16 protein-coding genes are annotated in these 14,194 nt (G+C 74.0%); 8 read left to right on the top strand and 8 right to left on the bottom strand.

Features of this window, described 5'->3' with window-relative positions; all coding sequences use genetic code 11:
• The first annotated feature begins 1 nt into the window (after window position 1).
• Window positions 2-532 carry a PaaI family thioesterase gene (locus ACFUJ1_RS09280; protein ID WP_378644221.1) on the top strand — a complete coding sequence of 177 codons (531 nt, stop codon included), beginning with the start codon at window positions 2-4 and terminating at the stop codon, window positions 530-532.
• A 1-nt stretch (window position 533) separates the two neighbouring features.
• Here the strand turns inward: ACFUJ1_RS09280 and ACFUJ1_RS09275 are convergent, their stop codons facing one another.
• Window positions 534-1,130 carry a TetR/AcrR family transcriptional regulator gene (locus ACFUJ1_RS09275; RefSeq protein ID WP_378644219.1) on the bottom strand — a complete coding sequence of 199 codons (597 nt, stop codon included), beginning with the start codon at window positions 1,128-1,130 and terminating at the stop codon, window positions 534-536.
• 118 nt (window positions 1,131-1,248) lie between these two features.
• Here ACFUJ1_RS09275 and ACFUJ1_RS09270 point away from each other — a divergent pair, with 118 nt between their 5' ends.
• On the top strand, window positions 1,249-1,572 hold the full coding sequence (locus ACFUJ1_RS09270; protein WP_378644218.1) for a DMT family transporter: 324 nt from the start codon (window positions 1,249-1,251) through the stop codon (window positions 1,570-1,572).
• On the opposite strand, the gene ACFUJ1_RS09265 is transcribed toward ACFUJ1_RS09270, so the two are convergent.
• Entirely contained in the window at window positions 1,556-2,137 is a 582-nt protein-coding gene (locus tag ACFUJ1_RS09265; protein ID WP_378644216.1) for a TetR family transcriptional regulator, read from the bottom strand. The two genes, ACFUJ1_RS09270 and ACFUJ1_RS09265, sit on opposite strands and share 17 nt — an antisense overlap.
• Window positions 2,138-2,238: 101 nt before the next feature.
• Here ACFUJ1_RS09265 and ACFUJ1_RS09260 point away from each other — a divergent pair, with 101 nt between their 5' ends.
• On the top strand, window positions 2,239-3,420 hold the full coding sequence (locus tag ACFUJ1_RS09260) for an FAD-dependent monooxygenase (protein WP_378644214.1): 1,182 nt from the start codon (window positions 2,239-2,241) through the stop codon (window positions 3,418-3,420).
• 191 nt (window positions 3,421-3,611) lie between these two features.
• Complete coding sequence (locus ACFUJ1_RS09255; protein ID WP_378644213.1) at window positions 3,612-3,920, top strand: hypothetical protein; 309 nt, start codon at window positions 3,612-3,614, stop codon at window positions 3,918-3,920.
• Here the strand turns inward: ACFUJ1_RS09255 and ACFUJ1_RS09250 are convergent.
• On the bottom strand, window positions 3,908-4,285 hold the full coding sequence (locus tag ACFUJ1_RS09250; protein ID WP_378644211.1) for a winged helix-turn-helix transcriptional regulator: 378 nt from the start codon (window positions 4,283-4,285) through the stop codon (window positions 3,908-3,910). The genes ACFUJ1_RS09255 and ACFUJ1_RS09250 overlap by 13 nt on opposite strands.
• 65 nt (window positions 4,286-4,350) lie before the next feature.
• Between ACFUJ1_RS09250 and ACFUJ1_RS09245 the strand changes: the two genes are divergently transcribed.
• Window positions 4,351-4,950, top strand: a complete 600-nt coding sequence (locus ACFUJ1_RS09245) for an NADPH-dependent F420 reductase (protein ID WP_378644210.1) — start codon at window positions 4,351-4,353, stop codon at window positions 4,948-4,950.
• Between the two features lie 162 nt (window positions 4,951-5,112).
• On the opposite strand, the gene ACFUJ1_RS09240 is transcribed toward ACFUJ1_RS09245, so the two are convergent.
• The 3 genes from ACFUJ1_RS09240 to ACFUJ1_RS09230 form a co-directional block, all read right to left on the bottom strand.
• Window positions 5,113-5,949: a crotonase/enoyl-CoA hydratase family protein gene (locus ACFUJ1_RS09240; protein ID WP_378644208.1), complete on the bottom strand. Its 837-nt coding sequence runs from the start codon at window positions 5,947-5,949 to the stop codon at window positions 5,113-5,115.
• Between the two features lie 66 nt (window positions 5,950-6,015).
• Window positions 6,016-6,345, bottom strand: a complete 330-nt coding sequence (locus ACFUJ1_RS09235) for an anti-sigma factor antagonist (protein ID WP_378644207.1) — start codon at window positions 6,343-6,345, stop codon at window positions 6,016-6,018.
• Between the two features lie 202 nt (window positions 6,346-6,547).
• Entirely contained in the window at window positions 6,548-8,869 is a 2,322-nt protein-coding gene (locus tag ACFUJ1_RS09230) for an ATP-binding protein (protein WP_378644205.1), read from the bottom strand.
• Between the two features lie 105 nt (window positions 8,870-8,974).
• Between ACFUJ1_RS09230 and ACFUJ1_RS09225 the strand changes: the two genes are divergently transcribed.
• From ACFUJ1_RS09225 to ACFUJ1_RS09215, 3 genes are all read left to right on the top strand, one after another.
• Window positions 8,975-10,723, top strand: a complete 1,749-nt coding sequence (locus tag ACFUJ1_RS09225; protein ID WP_378644203.1) for a PP2C family protein-serine/threonine phosphatase — start codon at window positions 8,975-8,977, stop codon at window positions 10,721-10,723.
• Entirely contained in the window at window positions 10,720-11,163 is a 444-nt protein-coding gene (locus ACFUJ1_RS09220; RefSeq protein WP_378644202.1) for a response regulator, read from the top strand. The genes ACFUJ1_RS09225 and ACFUJ1_RS09220 overlap by 4 nt, the downstream gene beginning before the upstream one ends.
• Window positions 11,164-11,235: 72 nt before the next feature.
• Window positions 11,236-11,640, top strand: coding sequence for an ATP-binding protein (locus ACFUJ1_RS09215; RefSeq protein ID WP_378644200.1), 405 nt, complete (start codon window positions 11,236-11,238; stop codon window positions 11,638-11,640).
• A gap of 103 nt (window positions 11,641-11,743) precedes the next feature.
• Here the strand turns inward: ACFUJ1_RS09215 and ACFUJ1_RS09210 are convergent, their stop codons facing one another.
• Together ACFUJ1_RS09210 and crtI are read right to left on the bottom strand one after the other, a co-directional pair.
• A complete protein-coding gene (locus ACFUJ1_RS09210) occupies window positions 11,744-12,688 on the bottom strand; it encodes a phytoene/squalene synthase family protein (protein WP_378644199.1) in 945 nt (314 codons plus the stop codon).
• Window positions 12,685-14,181: a phytoene desaturase family protein gene (gene crtI / locus ACFUJ1_RS09205; protein WP_378644198.1), complete on the bottom strand. Its 1,497-nt coding sequence runs from the start codon at window positions 14,179-14,181 to the stop codon at window positions 12,685-12,687. Before crtI ends, ACFUJ1_RS09210 begins: the two co-directional genes overlap by 4 nt.
• Window positions 14,182-14,194: the final 13 nt, after the last annotated feature.

The following is a 14,194-nucleotide window of genomic DNA, read 5'->3' as shown; positions in this document are numbered from 1 at the left end:
TATGACAATCGAGACCGCGCCGGCCACCTGGGGTCCGGCTCGCAGCAAGACCGTGACCTGGTTCGACCCGATGGCGACGGCGCAGGCGGGCGCGGCGCTCTCCGGCATCGCGTACATGCGGGCGATCGCGGCGGGGGAGCTTCCGGCGCCGCCGATCAGCGGGCTCTTCGGCGGGTTCGGCGAGATGACCGTCGCGGACGGCGAGGTCGGGTTCGCCTGCGTGCCCGACGAATCCGCGTACAACCCGATCGGGCTGGTGCACGGCGGGCTGGTCTGCACGCTGCTGGACTCGGTGGTCGGCTGCGCGGTGCACACCACGCTGCCCGCCGGCACCGGCTACACCTCGATCGAGCTGAAGGTGAGCTACCTGCGGCCGATCCACGGGCACACCGGCGCCATCCGTGCGGTGGGCCGGGTGACCAAGCCGGGGCGGCGGATCGCCTTCGCCGAGGGCGAGGTCCGCGATTCCGGCGGGAAGCTGCTGGCGACGGCGTCGAGCTCGCTGCTCGTGTTTCCGCTGGGGGAGGGCTGAGTCACTCGCTGATCGCCGCGCGGGCCACGGTGGTGAGCGCGGCGGCGATGGCGTCCGGTGACATGCCGCGGGCCCGCTGGTAGCGGTAGACCTCGGCGGCGAGCGGCGCGAGCAGCACGTCGACCAGCGCCTCCGGTTCGCGAACGCCCGCCTCGGCGAGGAGCGCGCGCACATGGGCCGACCAGAAGCCGTAGGCGCCGGTGTCGAACCGGGCGCCGCCGCTCTCGGTGCCGAGCACCAGGTCGGCGTGGTGCTCGAGCAGCTCCACCATGGCGGCGTAGAAGGCGGCGAGGCGTTCGGTGGGCGGGGCGCCCGGTCCGAGCGGGGGAGCGCCGCGGAGCAGTTTCTCCTGGAGGTCGCGCTCGTGCTCGTCGAGCAGCGCGGTGGCGATGGCGGCGATGTCCGGGTAGCGGCGGTAGAGGGTGCCGCGGCCGACGCCCGCCGCCCTGGCGATGTCGTCCATGGTGACGGTGCGCGGGTCGCGGGTGGTGAAGAGCTGCCCGGCGGCGGTGAGGATGCGGGCCCGGTTGCGCGCGGCGTCGGCGCGTTCGGCGACCGGGGCGGGCCGGTCGGCCAGCAGATTCTCGCGGGGGTCCATGGGCCCAGCCTAGCAAGTGGACAACCTGTCCATTTGCTACTAGGCTGTAGCCGTCCAGTTGGAAGAGATGTCCATACCTGGATATGCGCATCAAACTATGTGAGCGGCGGTCGAAAGCGTGACGGGGTGGTTGTTTCTGGGGCTCGCCGGACTCGTCGAGGTGGCCTGGTCGCAAAGCATCGAGCCGACCAGGAACTTCACCCGCCCGCTCCCGACCCTGCTGTGCTTCGTCCTCGCGGCGAGCGCCGTCTACCTGCTCTCGCTCGCCATGCGCACCCTGCCGGTCGGCACCGCGTACGCCGTCTTCACCGGCATCGGCGCCGTCGGCGCCATCGCGCTCGGCGTCGTTCTGCACCGCGATCCGCTCACCGTCGGCCGGGTGCTCGCGCTCGGGTTGATCGTGGGCGGGATCGTGCTGGCGCGGGTCACGAATCCCGGCTGATCCCGGCGAGCGCCGCGATGGCGACGGCGAGCCGGTCGCCGTCGGGGAGCGCGGCGTCGGGGGCGATGGTGTGCAGCAGCCCGAGGCCCTGCGAGAAGACGAAGTGCAGCTCCGCGACGGCCCGCGCCTGCTCGGGGGTGAGCTCGGGGTGGGCCTCGCGCAGCGCGTCGTCGAGGTCGCCGAAACCGCCGTCGAGCATCTCCTGGAAATGCTGCTGCGCCTCGGGGGAGCGGGCGACCCGGACCAGGTTCTCCATGCTGGCGAGCATGGCGGGCCGGTTCGCGGCGAAGGCGGCAGGCATGGCGTTCCAGACGGCGGCGAAGCCGTCCAGTGGGGTGTGGCCGCTGCCCTCGCGGATGCGGTCCTCCATGGCGTCGCCGATGGCGGTGCCGAGTGTGTCGCTGATCGCCTCGGTGATCAGCTGCTCCTTGGAGCCGAAGTGGTAGCCGATGGCCGCGAGGCTGACCCCGGCGGCGGCCGCGATCTCCCGCGCGGTGGCCTTGGCGACGCCGCGCTCCACGATCACCTGCCGCGCGCCGGCCAGCAGGTCTTCCCGATTGCCCATGCACAGACCGTACACCAGCGTCTTAGACACTTGTTCTAGACAAACGTGCAAGAACTGTTTATACATATGTCTCAGACGTTCGTTTCAGGGAGAGGTCGGTCATGCAGGTTCTGATCAGCGGTGGCGGTATCGCGGGGAACGCGCTCGCACTCGGGTTGGCGGCGAAGGGAATTCGCCCGACGGTGGTGGAGCGCGCGGCGGCGCCGCGGCCCGGTGGGCAGGCGGTGGACCTGCGCGGGCAGAGCCGCGCGGTGGTGGAGCGGATGGGGCTGCTCCCCGCGATTCGCGAGCGCAGGCTGCACGAGCGCGGCATGGCGTACGTGGACGCGCAGCGCCGGGTCTACGCCAGGATGCCCGCCGAGATGTTCGACGGCGCCGGCCCGGTGGCCGACCTGGAGATCACCAGGGGCGACCTGAACGACGTGCTGCTCACCGCGCTCGGCGACGGCGCCGAGTACCGCTACGGCGAGTCGATCGCCGCGCTGCACGACGACGGCTCCGGCGTCGACGTCACCTTCGCCTCGGGGCTGCGCGGGCGGTACGACCTGGTGGTCGCCGCGGACGGGCTGCACTCCGGCACCAGGGCGCTCGCCTTCGGGCCGGAGGAGCGGTTCGCCACGCACCTCGGCGGCGCCATGTCCTTCTTCACCGTCCCCACCCCCGCCGATGCCGAGCCGGGCTGGTTCTCCCTGCACCCGGCGGTCGGGGTCGCGGTCGGGATCCGCCCGGACGCCGACCCGGCCACCGCCAAGGCGATCGTCACGCTGCGCGCCCCCGCCGATCCGGCGCTGCGCGGCGATCCCGCGGCACAGCGGGAGCTGGTGCGGCAGCGGCTGACCGGGGTCGGCGGGCACGCGCCGGAGATCCTGGCCGCGCTGCCGGAGACGCCGGACTTCTACTTCGACGAGCTGGTGCGGGTCGACATGCCGTCGCTCTCGGCCGGGCGGGTGACGCTGCTCGGCGACGCCGGGTACTGCGGCTCGCCGCTCACCGGAATGGGCACCGCGATGGCCATCGTCGGCGCCTACGTGCTCTGCGGCGAGCTCACCGCCGCGCCCGGCGACATCCCCGGCGCGCTGGCCCGTGCCGAGCGGGTGCTCGCGCCGTACCTGGAGCGGGCCAAGCAGGTGCCCGGCGGCGGCGTCGGGGCCATGGTTCCCGGTTCGAAGGCGACCGTCCGGCTGGCCCGTGCCGTAGCCGGGGTGCTGACCTCGCGGGCGGCGCGCCCGCTCGTGCGCCGGATGTTCATCGGGGCGGACGAGGCCGCGGTCCCGGTCTACTGATCCGGCCCGGCGAGCCTGGAGTTTGCTGCAACTCGCCCTCACGCCTACTGTGGCCGGTCACAAGATACGTGGGCGTAGGAACTGGATTGCACGGGACCGTCCCGGCTCGCCCGCGGACCCCGGCGCACTCCGATACCGTCTGTCGCCGCACGGTCGAGGCGAACGAGACGGTGGGCGAGGAAGGAAGCGACGTGGAGAACCGAAGGGGTACCGGAGAGCGCGACACCCGCGCGGCGACGCACGCGGCCTTCCACGTCGTGCTGACGCTGCTCGAGGTCGCGGAGAGATCGGGGATGCCGACGCTGGAGCGGCTGGAGCGCGCGGTGCGCACCTGCGCCCAGCAGGGCATCCCGGCCCCGCGCGTGCTGGACGCGGTGAACGAGGGCATCGAAGACGCGCTGCACCGCTGGCCGGGTGCCAGGCGTTCGGCCGCCGCCGAGGAGACCGACGACTACCGGGCCGCGCTGCGCGGCGTGATCCTGCGCGGCTACGCCTCCTGAGCCTCGGCGGCGAGCAGGGCGGACTCGGCGGCGAGCAGGGCGTCGCCGTGCTCGTGCGCCCAGGCGGCGAGCGCGCGCAGCGGCCCGTCGACCAGCCCGCGGCCGAGCGCGGTGAGCGCGTAGTCGACCCGGGGCGGCGCCTCGGCGTAGCGGCGGCGCTCGATCAGGCCGCGCCGGTGCAGCCGGGCGAGCGCGGCGGTGAGCGCCTTGTCGCTGATGCCGCCGATGCCGGTGCGCAGCGCGCTCCGGCGCCGCGGGCCCGCCTGCAGCGCGGCGAGCACCACCGGGTCCCAGGTGTGCGCCAGCAGATCGGTCGCGGCCCGCACCCGGCAGTCCGCCACCCGGCCGCGCCCGGCTTCGTCCATCCCCTGATCATGCCGCGTCGATACGCTCCCGGCGGTGCGTATCGGGGTGGCTACCGTCGGCGGCCATGCGAATCGGAATCGTGGGAAGCGGTGCCATGGCGGCGGCGCTCGGACATCGGTGGGTGCGCGCGGGGCACACCGTGCTGCTCGGCGGGCGGGATCCGGGGCGGGCCGCGGTGACCGCCGAGGCGATCGGCGCGCGGGCGGGCACTCCGGCCGACGTGGTGGCCGGTGCGGAGGCGGTGCTGCTCGCCGTGCCGTCGGCTGTCGCGGCGGAGGTCGCGGGGCTGCTGCCCGCGGGCGTCACCGTGCTCGACCCGACCAACCCCGTGACGCACGGGATCGGCGTCCTGACGCTCCCACCGGGCACCGCGGCGGCCCGGCTGATCGCGACCGCCGCGCCGCACGCGCACGTGGTCAAGGCATTCCACCTGTTCCCGGCGGACACCTGGGCCGGCACCGAACCGGTACCCGCCACCGTGGCGCTGTGCGGCGACGATCCGGCCGCACTGCGCACCGCCGAGACGCTGGTGCGCGCGGCCGGGGCGACCCCTGCGGTGTTCGGCGGGCTCGACCGGGCCAGGCAGCTCGAGGAGGTGGCCGGCTTCGTGATCGGGCTCGCCTTCGGCGGGCACGACCCGCGCGCGGCGGTCCCCGGCCGGTGATCGGCACCGGCCGGACACCGTCGTCGTCGGCACCCGCACCACCACGCGCTCGGCGTCGTGCACGGCGGCCGGATCGAACTCGGCGTACGGCTTGCCGGTGTACTTCACCGTGCGGTATCGGTCACCTGCGGGATCGACCCCGCACTCCCGGTGCGCATTCCGCTACGGGTGGAAGGGCGGAACCGGCATATCGGCGCCGAAGATGTCCGGGATGTCGGTGCTCGGGCGGTCCGGGAAGCGCGCGGGGCGCTTCTCCAGGAACGCGGAGACGCCCTCGCGGGCGTCGGCGCTCGCGCCGCGGGCGAGGATGCCGCGGGTCTCCACCCGGTGCGCGATCATCGGGTGCTCGACGCCGAGCCCGCGCAGCAGCATCTGCCTGGAGAGCGCCACCGAGACCGGCGCGGAGTGCTCGGTCACCGAGCGGGCCAGCGCGTACGCCTCGTCCAGCAGCCGCTCGACGGGGTAGAGCCGGTAGAGCAGCCCGGCCTCGTGCGCCTCGGCGGCCTCGACGAGGCGGCCGGAGTAGACCCAGTCCAGCGCGGTCTGCAGCGGCACCAGCCGGGGCAGGAACCAGCTGGAGCCGGACTCCGGCACGATGCCGCGCCGGTTGAAGACGAAGCCGATGCGCGCGTTCTCGGCGGCCAGCCGGAAGTCGGCGGCGAGCGTCATGGTGATGCCGACGCCGACCGCGGGGCCGTTGATCGCGGCGATGATCGGCTTGCGCGACTCGAACATCCGCAGCACCACCCGGCCGCCGCCGTCGCGCCAGTCGTCCGGGGCGACGAAGGTATCGGCGCCGGCCGAGAGGTCGGCGCCCGCGCAGAAGGCGCGGCCGGAGCCGGTGAGCACGACCGCGCGCACGGCGTCGTCTGCGTCGGTGCGATCGAAGGCCTCGATCAGCTCGTTCTCCATCACCGTGGTGAAGGCGTTCAGTTTGTCCGGGCGGTGCAGCGTGATGGTGGCGATGTCGTCGGTGATCTCAAGGCGAATATCGGGCATTCGGACAGCATGCCACGACACCATGTCCGGTCCGGCTGCCCGCGGACCGCGGGCCGCGGGCCGGGCTCAGCCGGCCAGCGCGGCGTCCAGGCTGTCGAAGGTCGGGATCACCTTGACCAGGCCGGTGGCCTCCATCGGCCGGTGCACCGCCCTGGAGGCGGCGATCCGCAGTTCGGCGCCGTCCGCCGCCTGGATGAGCGCGTTGAGCCCGGCGGAGTCGAAGAACGGGACGGCGGTCAGGTCGGCGATGACGACGCCGGAGCCCGCCTCGGCCAGCGCCTGCTGCAGCCGGGGTGCGGTGATGATGTCGACCTCGCCGTGGGCGGTCACCACGACAGCGGCATCGACCGACCTGACCTCGACGTGGAAATCGCGGGGCGGATCTGTGAAGCGCACGGTGAACCTCTCTCGACGGCGACGGCCGGGCGTGGTCGGATCCGGCGGTGGCCGGTGCCACGCGGGATCCCGCCGCGGGAGATCGCGGGAAGAGTTCGCTTGCGGCTGTGAGCTCAACCGCGTACTCAGCGTATCCCATGGGAAACCGCTACCCCGGCCGTTCCGCCGGGGGGCGTCGCCGGGAAAACATACCGCAGGAAGGTCACCCGGCGCCGGGCTCGGCCTCGAGGGTGAAGTAGACCGTGGTGCCCGCCCCCGGCGCGGATTCCAGCCACAGCCGGCCGCCGTGCCGCTCCACGATCCGATCCACGATGGCCAGCCCGGCGCCGTGGCCGCCGCCGCGCGACTCCCTCGGGTGCAGCCGGCGGAAGAGCCGGAGCACCTCCCGCTGGTCCGCCTCCGGTATGCCGATCCCGTTGTCCCGCACGAAGTACACCGGGACCCGGCCGCCGCCGCGCACCCCGACCTCGACCGTGCGCGGCGGCTCGTCGGCGGCGTACTTGGCGGCATTGACCAGCAGGTTGATCAGGATCTCCTGCAGCCGATCCGGGTCGGCCGGAACCGTCACCCCCGGCTCGGGCAGCGTGATCGCGACCCGCTGCTCCTCCAGCCGTGCGCCCGCGATCTGCAGCGCGCGCTCGGTGGCGGCGCGCAGCGCGACCGGCTCCCGGCGTAGCTCGCCCTGGCCGAGCTGGGCGAAGTGCAGCAGCGAGTTGATCAGCTCGTCCATCCGGACCGCCAGCGTGCGGATGGTGCCGAGCCTGCGCACGGTGGTCGGGTCGAGGCTGTCGCCCGCGTCCTCGCCGATGAAGGTGGCGGAGTTGGAGATTCCGCGCAGCGGCTCCTTGAGCTCGTGCGCGGCGGCGTGCGCGAAGGTGTCCAGATCGTGGTTGGCCCTGCGCAGTTCGGTGTTCAGCGCGGCGAGCCGGGCGGTGTGCCTGAGCACAACGGTGGTGATGGCGTGGCCGAACTCCTGCACCACGGCCTCGTCCGGCGCGGTCCACGGCACCGAGCAGCCGCGCACCACCGCCCGGTACACCGCCGAGGAGCCGCGCGGGGTGAGCCGCTCGCCGCGCGGGCCGAGCCGCACCGGCTGCGCCGGGTCGGCGGCCCAGGTGCGCGACGCCCTTCGCTCCCGGCGCAGCCAGGCGATGCCGGTGCCCGCGCCGTCCAGCGCGAGGACCAGCGCGCCGCTGAGCGCGGGGGAGAGCGCGGTGAGCGCGGGGTCGTGGTCGCCGAGGCAGTCGCTGCTCCAGACCTGCCCCGGCGCGAGCGCGGGCAGCCGCTGCCACAGCGTCTCCAGCGCGGTGGCGTCGAACTCGGCGGGGTCGCCGTGCGCGACGGTCGGCGCGAGCTCGCCGGTGCTCGGATCGGCGGCGCGCAGTACGACGGCGTCGGCTGGCACCAGCTGGGCCAGCAGCGCGCCGTTGTCCCGCACCGACTGGCCGATGTCGGTGTCCAGCGCGGTGACCAGCTGGGCCAGCGCCTTGCGCGCGGTCTGCCTGGCCCGCGAGGTCTCGGCGTCCTGCAGCGCGGCGAGCTGCAGCGAGAGCATGACCCCGAAGAACTCGCAGGAGGTGCGGACCTCGGGGCTCAGCGTGCGCGGCTCGACGCCGTGGCAGGCGATCAGCCCCCACAGCTCGCCGTCGCGCAGCAGCGACACCGACATGGACGACCGCACCTCGATATTGCGCAGGTACTCCAGGTGGAAGCCGGAGACCGTGCGCAGCGTGGAGTCGGAGAGGTCGAGCGGGGCGCCGGTGTCGGAGAGCAGCGGCGGGACAAGCACTGCGGTGTCGTCGTCCACGTCCTGGATGACCCGGATCCAGTTGCGCTCGTAGAGCCTGCGCGCCTGCGGCGGGATGTCGGTGGCCGGGAACCAGAGCCCCTGCCAGGGGTCGAGGCCGTCGGCGACCGACTCCGCGATCACCTCGCCGGGGCCGTCGCGCCCCTCGAAGCGGTAGGCGACCACCCGGTCGTAGCCGGTGAGCGCGCGGATCTCGGTGACCGCGGCGGCGCAGGCGGCGAGCACCGTCCGCGCGTTCTGCAGCCGGGTCAGGGTGCTGCGCAGCCGGGGGTAGAAGCGGGCGAACTGGAACGGCCGCTCGACGGCGGCGGGCTCCAGCTCGATGACGAGCACGCCGTCCGAGCGGTAGACGGTGGCGTCGAACTCGGGGCCGCCGGGCGGGATGTGCAGCCCGAGCAGCCCGCGGTCACCGGTCGGCGCGCGCAGCGTCTCGTGCACGGCGGCCAGCCCCTCGGGGCCGATCAGCTCGGCCACCGGGGTGCCGACCAGGGCGGCGGCCGGGCGGCCGAGCACCCGCTCGCTGTTCGAGCCGGCGACCGCGATCACGTCGGCGGCGTCGATGGCGAGCAGCGTGCCGTAGGACTGGATGCCGCCGAGCCGATGGATCGGCTCGTTGACGCACTGCGACAGGTCGAATGCGGTCCCCACCGCCTGCTCGGCCGCCAGATCGCGGTCGTCGAGCCGGAACAGGGCGTCGTCGTCGGAGAGCGACGTCATCGCAGCTCCTTCCGTATGGGTCGCCGGGTGGAGCAAACGTGGCGGAACCTTACAGTAGGGGTCGGACCGATCGGGGTCCGCCGGAGAGCGGGAGGACGAGCAACCATGCCGACGACTCCGCGCACCCCGTGGGCGACGCTGCTGCACGCCTCCTGGCGCTCGGCCTTCGACGCCCGCAGCGTCGCCGACCTGCCGGACGAGCTGGTCGGCGGGCTGCTCTCGCTGCCGGGCGTGGCGGCGACCTTCGCCGTCGGCGTCGCGGCCACCGACGCCGCGGTCGCCGCGCGCTGGGCCGACCGCGACGGCACCGCCTTCGTCCCGGCGACGCTCGCCGCCGAGCTGGCCGCGCGCGCCGCGGAGTGGTACCCCGACCGCGCCGACGGCTCGGCCGAGGCCACCCTGGTCGAGGTCGAACCGGCCGAATTGGCAACCCGATCACCCGAACTCGCGGCCAGGCTGACCGCGCTCGGCGTGGCCGCGCTGCTGGTGGCGCCGTACCGCCCGGTGGCGGGGCCGTGCGGGCTCGTCGCGCTGGCCACCGTCGCCGCGCACCCGGTGCCGCCGGATACCGTGACCGCGCTGCGGCAGGCGCGCGACATCATGATCGCGATCGACCGGCAGGTCACCGAGCAGCGGGCGCTCGCCGACCGCAGCCTCGCCGATGCCATCCTGGCCGAGGCCTCGCTGCGGATGGGCTCCTCGCTGGAGATCGAGGAGACGCTGCGCGCGGTGGTCAGGATGACCGTGCCCGGCCTGGCCGACGGCGCCGCCGTGCACATCGCCCGCGGCGGGCAGATGGAGCTGGTCGCGGTGGCGCACCTGGACGCGCGCCGGGAGCGCAGCCTCGGCGAGCACCTGCGCGCGGGCCGCTGGGCCGGCGCGCCGGTGGTGCAGCGCGCGGACCGCTCCGGCTGGGAGGACAGCCCGCTGCCCGCCGGGCTCCCGCCCGACGCCAACCTGGACACCGCCACCATCTCGGTGCTGCGGGCGCGCGGCCGCGATGTCGGGCTGCTGACCCTGTTCCACCGGCACGGCTCGGCGCGCATGCCGACGCACGCCTTCCTGCGCAACCTGGCCGGGCGGGCGGCGCTGGCGATCGACAACGCCGCGCTGTACGCGCAGCAGCGCGCCGACGTCATGTCGCTGCAGCAGCACCTGCTCCCGGCCGCGCTGCCCGAGGTGCCGGGGCTGGAGATGGCGACCGCCTACCGGGTCGCCGACCACAGCCTCGACGTCGGCGGCGATTTCTACGGCCTGGTGCACGAGCCGGAGCACACACTCACCGCGCTGATGGGCGATGTCTGCGGCCGCGGCGCGCCCGCGGCCGCGCTGACCGGGCTGGCCAGGCACACGCTGGAGACCATCCTGGCCGAGGGGCACAGCCCGGAGCGCGCCTTCGACATCCTGAACACCAAGATGCTGCGCACCGGCGTCAGCCGCTTCCTGACCCTGACCGCGGTCACGCTCGACCTCGCCGCGGGCGGCCCGGAGGGGGTGCCGATCCGGGTGCTCTCCGGCGGGCACCCGGCGCCGCTGATCCTGCGCCGCGGCGGCGAGGTGGAGCAGCCGGACTGCTCCGGGCTGCTCGTCGGCGTCCGCCCGGAGCTGGGGCTGAAGCCCTACGACGGCGTGCTGCGCCCCGGCGACCTGATCCTGCTCTACACCGACGGCCTCACCGAGGCGCGGGACGCGGACGGCCGGTTCTTCGAGGACGAGCTGCCCGCGACGCTGGCCGGGCTGCGCGACCTCCCCGCCGCCGAGCTCGCCGAGACGCTCGCGGCGGGCGCCGACCGCTACCGGGTCGGCGACGACGCCGCCGTGCTCGCCATCCGGCACCGGGGGGCGGCGTCGTGACCGGGCAGCGCCTCGTCCTCGTCGTCGAGGACTCCGCCGACGACCGGGAGGCGATCGAGCGCGCCCTGCGCGCCTCGCACCCGGACCTGCTCGTCGAGTTCGTCGCCGACGGCGCGGACGGGCTGGCCCGGCTGCGCGACACCGGGCGGCCGCGCCCCGCGCTGGTCCTGCTGGACCTGAACATGCCTGGCACCGACGGCTACACCGTGCTGTCCCGGCTCCGGGCCGAGCCCGCCGCCGCGGAGCTCACGGTGGTGGTCTTCACCTCGTCGACGGCGTCCAGCGACATCGACAGGTGTTATGCCGCGGGTGCGGACAGCTATATCTACAAGCCGGTGGATTTCACCCTGTTCCGGACCGTGCTCCAGGGTGCGGTCGACTACTGGCTGGAGCAGGATCGAGACCACGAGAAGCCGGAAGGGCCGCTGCCGCCGGGGTGAGCCGAGACTCAGGTGTGTATCCCGGAAAGACGGGTAGGCCCAGGAATGCCGGTTTCGACGTGAAGAGGAGAGATGGACATATCGGATCGCTCCCCGCGAGCGTTGGAGATCGAGTTCCCCGCGCGCGGCGCCGAACTGGCCGATGTCAGACACGCCCTGCGCGACTGGCTCGCGGAGCACACCGCCGACCCGGACCGGGCCTACGACCTGCTGCTCGCCGCCAGTGAGGCGTGTACGAACTCGGTCGAGCACGGCCACCGCGAGGACGGCAGGGTGATCACGCTGCGCGCGGAGATCGACGGCGGCAGGGTCTGCATCACCATCACCGACGGCGGCACCTGGCACCCGGCCGACGAGGACGCCGATTCGCATCGCGGCCGCGGCCTCATGCTGATCCGGGCGCTCGTGCCGGATACCAGGGTGATCGTCGGCGACGCCGGGACCATCGTCGAGCTGAGCGCCCCGCTGCCCTCCTGAGCAGTATCTTTCCCGGCCTGCGAGGCCACCCCGGCGCCGCCGTCATCGCCACGGCCCGGTTTTCGGGCATCCGGGGCGGCCCGCCGCTTCCCGCAGCCGCTCACTACGGGTGCCGCGGCACTCCCGATCCCGGCGCGCGCCTGGCCCACCAGGCCCTGGCCAGCCCGGCACCGCCGACGGCGAGCCTGCGCGGGATCCCCACGCTGGCCCGCTGCTCGAAGACGGCGAAATCGCTCGCCTCGATCCGGTCCAGGATCTCCGAGTACAGCGTGAGCGCCGTCGCCACGCAGGCCCGCGAGCGCGGCTGCAGGAGCGCGATGCCCGCCTCGGCCTGCCGGTAGATCGTGCGGGTGATCGCGTGCTGCTCGGCGAGCGCCCGGCGCACCCTCGGGTCGGTGCCGCGGTGCGCCTGGCACCAGAGCAGCAGGTCGCGGTCGACGCCGTGCGCGGCGAGTTCGTCGGCGGGCAGGTAGACCCGGTCGCGGGCCAGGTCTTCATTGACGTCGCGGAGGAAGTTCGTCAGCTGGAAGGCCTTGCCGAGCGCGGCGGCGTAGGGGGCGGCCTCCGCCTCGTCGCCGACGGTGCCGAGCACCGGGAGCACCTGCAACCCGATGACCTCGGCCGAGCCGTAGACGTAGCGGTCGAGCGCGGCGCGGTCGCGGTAGTCGGTGATCTCCAGGTCCATCCGCATGGAGGTGAGGAAGTCGTCGAAGAGCGCGTCCGGGATACGGTAGCCGCGGGCGGTGTGCAGCACCGCGGCGAGCACCGGGTCGGCCTCGGCCGCGCCTGCCCGGAACTGCGCTGCCAGCGTCGCCAGCCCCTCGGCGCGCTCGGCGGTGGAGCGTTCGTCGAACTCGTCCAGGATGTCGTCGGCCCTGCGCGCGAAGCCGTAGAGCGCGTGCACGGCGGGGCGCTGGTCGGGGGCGAGCAGCCGGGTGGCGAGGAAGAAGGTCTTGCCGTGCCTGGCGTTGAGCACCCGGCAGGCCTGGTAGGACTCGCGCAGGGCGGTGTCGGTGATGCCTGCGGCGTCGAGCTCGGTGCGGGTCATGGGCGGTCCGATCGGGTGGGCTGCGTGGTTCCGGTGATCCGGTCGGCGGCCAGCCGCCCGGAGATGAGCACCGGCGGGATACCGACGCCGGGCACGGTCGAGCTGCCGGCGAGGACCACGTTGTCCAGGCCGCGGATCATATTGGCCGGCCGGAACGGGCCGGTCTGGGCGAAGGTGTGGCCGAGCGCGAACGGGCTGCCCGCCAGCATGCCCTGCCTGGCCCAGTCCGCCGGGGTGACCACGCGCAGCAGCTCCGGATTCGGCAGCGGTTCGGGCAGCCTGGCATTGGTGACGGCCAGCACCTCCTCGGCGTAGGCCGGGGCGAAGCGGTCCCAGTTGATCCGGCCGCGGTCCAGGTTCGGCGCCGGGGCCAGCAGGTAGAGCAGGTCGCGGCCGGGCGGGGCGAGCGCCGGATCGCCCGCACTGGGGCGGGTGAGCAGCAGCGACGGGTCGGTCATCACCCGGCCGTCGGTGATGATGTCGCGGAACGTCTCGTCCCACGCCTTGCCGAAGAGCAGCGAGTGGTGCGGCAGGTCCGGCACGGCGTCCACGCCGAGGTGCAGGATGACCGCCGACGGCGCCGGGTTCACCTCGACCGGGCGCCGGGAGCGGTGCCCGAGCAGGTCGTAGGTGGTGTGCAGCTCGGTGGTGAGGACGAGCGCGTCGGCGGGCACCCGCTCGCCGTCGGCGGTGCGCACCGCGCGCACCCGGTCGCCGTCGCGCTCGATCGCCGAGACGGTGGCGCCGTAGCGGATCTTCACCCCGGCGGCGGTGGCCGCGGCGGCCATCGCGTCCGGCATCGCGCGCATGCCGCCGCGCGGGAACCAGACCCCGGAGATGGTGTCCATGTAGGCGATCACCGCGTACGCGGCCAGCGCCTTGCTCGGCGCGACCCCGGCGTAGAGCGACTGGAAGGTGAAGATGCGGCGCAGGTCCGGGTCGGTGATGTGGTCGGCGACGGCCCGGTCCCAGCGCCGGAAGCCGCCGAGCGCCACCAGCTTCGCCAGCGCGGGGGAGACCAGGGAGAGCGGCGAGTCGAAGTTCGACGCGATGAATCCGTCGAACTCGGCCGCGTACAGCCGGCTCAGCCAGTCGCGCAGCCGCAGGTAGCCGCCCGCCTGCGCCGGGCCGGCGAACTCGGTGATGGCGGCGGCCATCAGCCCGGCGTCGTGGTGCACGTCGAGCGCCTTGCCGTCGGCGAAGCGGGCCCGGTAGGCCGGGTCAACCCGGTCCAGGGTGAGCCGGTCCGCGGTGCGCTCGCCGACCGCGGCGAAGGCGTCGTCGAGCAGCTCCGGCATGGTGAGCACGGTCGGGCCGGTGTCCAGGTGGTAGCCGGCGATATCGGCGCGGCCTGCCCGCCCGCCGGGGACATCGTCGCGCTCGAGCAGGGTGACCTCCCGGCCGCGGCCCGCGAGGTGCATGGCGGTGGTGAGCCCGGCCAGGCCGGCGCCGACCACAACGACACGGTCGGTACGACCGGGAACAGTGCGCATCGTGCTGCTTCTC

It is taken from the genome of Nocardia sp. NPDC057227 (assembly GCF_042669725.1).
GTDB lineage: Bacteria > Actinomycetota > Actinomycetes > Mycobacteriales > Mycobacteriaceae > Nocardia > Nocardia asteroides_A.
Note: the sequence above shows the minus strand (reverse complement) of the source record. Positions and strands in the feature narration are given on the sequence as shown.